Genomic DNA, 1,489 nt, shown 5'->3' on the forward strand with positions numbered 1-1,489 from the left:
GTCTAAATCCGCCGCCCCGAATCTGTTGATCGAAGCTATGTGGAAAAAAGCCATAGATCCACGTATGTAATTGTGGGCTCAATCGGACTTCGACAAGCATCAGAAGGCTGTAAAATAGCATTGCCACGACTAGAGCCCGCAAGACATAATCCTGCGATCGGGCAGAGATGGAAGCGGGGAGCGGCAAGCCCGATGCCGTCCGGCTGCTTGCCCTGATTGAACTGCTCTATGGTTCGGGTCTGCGCGCGAGCGAGTTGGTCGCCCTGCCGCGCAATGCGGTGCCGCGCGATGCGCCATTCCTGACTGTGATGGGCAAGGGCGGGCAGGCGCGGATGGTGCCGGTGGGGGACCGCGCACTGGCCGCGGTGCAGGCCTGGCTGGCACTGCGGCCTGCCGATCCGGCATCGCGGTTCCTGTTTCCCTCCCGCGGGCGGCTTGGCCATCTCTCCCGCGTCAGCCTGTTCCAGCAAGTGAAGGCCTTGGCGCTGCGAGCGGGGCTCGATCCGGCAAAAGTGAGCCCCCATGTGCTGCGCCATGCCWTTGCCACCCATCGCTTCATGGGCGTTTTTGCCAGCGACATTCTCAGCGGCGTCGACGCGATGGTGGGGCGCGGTCTTGGCGATCGCGATCGGCTGGCGCTCGTGGGCCACAGCTGGGGCAGCGCGATTGCAAGCTGGATCGCTGGCAATGACCGCCGCTTCAAGGCTGTTGTGTCCAAGGAAGGATGGAACAGCTTTTACCCTGACGACATGGGAACCACCGACAGCGATGAAAACGACGAAGACATCTTGTTCGGTGGATCACCGAGCGAAGCGCCGGAAGCCTATGCGTTTAACTCGGCCATAACGAGAGCAGATCGTGTCAAAGCGCCGATCCTGTTGTTCAGCGCCGCGCCAAGAAAGGGCGGAGATTTTGACAAATTTTGCGATGGTATCAATCGCTCAAAAGGAAACTGTCGCCATTTCCGCTTTCCCAAAGAAGAGCATGTCTTCGGTAAGGAAGCCAGCATGCGCATCGTTTTCGCTGAAACTGCCCGCCTGTTTGCACGGCATGTTGCCAATTGGCGTTAGAGGCTGCGCGGACGCAGAAATCGCCCGCGTAATTGGCTGGACCGCCAAGCGGGTGGCGCAGGTTCGAGCCTGCTACGTGGACGAAGCCCGCGTCGTGGTCAGCATGGTGGACCGCATCGTGCGGGAAGGGTGACCGCTGCCCTTTCGCGGGACACGAAATCCGGCCTGATGCTGATCACCTTTTACAGGGTGTGTGTAAAAGGCTCCGGGGAGAACAAACCCGCATCGCCTTAAATGCCCGGATTTCCCGGGTTTTTTGGTAGCGGAGGAGGGACTCGAACCCCCGACACGCGGATTATGATTCCGCTGCTCTAACCGACTGAGCTACTCCGCCCCAAGGGCATCCGGCGTGCCATGACACCGGGATTCGCTGGTGGGCCATTCCGCCAAACGAGGCGCGCCTTTAAGCTGCACGGGCG

1 tRNA gene and 2 pseudogenes are annotated in these 1,489 nt (G+C 60.6%); 2 read left to right on the forward strand and 1 reads right to left on the reverse strand.

Going from position 1 to position 1,489, the window contains the following annotated elements:
- Positions 1 to 158: 158 nt before the first annotated feature.
- A pseudogene (locus SOQ14_RS14250) lies at positions 159 to 563 on the forward strand (tyrosine-type recombinase/integrase); the annotation flags it as partial.
- Between the two features lie 18 nt (positions 564 to 581).
- Positions 582 to 1,070: pseudogene (locus tag SOQ14_RS14255) on the forward strand (alpha/beta hydrolase family protein); the annotation flags it as partial.
- 257 nt (positions 1,071 to 1,327) lie between these two features.
- On the opposite strand, the gene SOQ14_RS14260 reads toward SOQ14_RS14255, so the two are convergent.
- Positions 1,328 to 1,404, reverse strand: a tRNA-Met gene (locus tag SOQ14_RS14260).
- Positions 1,405 to 1,489 lie beyond the last annotated feature (85 nt).

Origin of the sequence: Erythrobacter epiphyticus (genome assembly GCF_034653295.1) — a bacterium.
In the GTDB taxonomy this organism is placed as follows: Bacteria; Pseudomonadota; Alphaproteobacteria; order Sphingomonadales; family Sphingomonadaceae; genus Erythrobacter.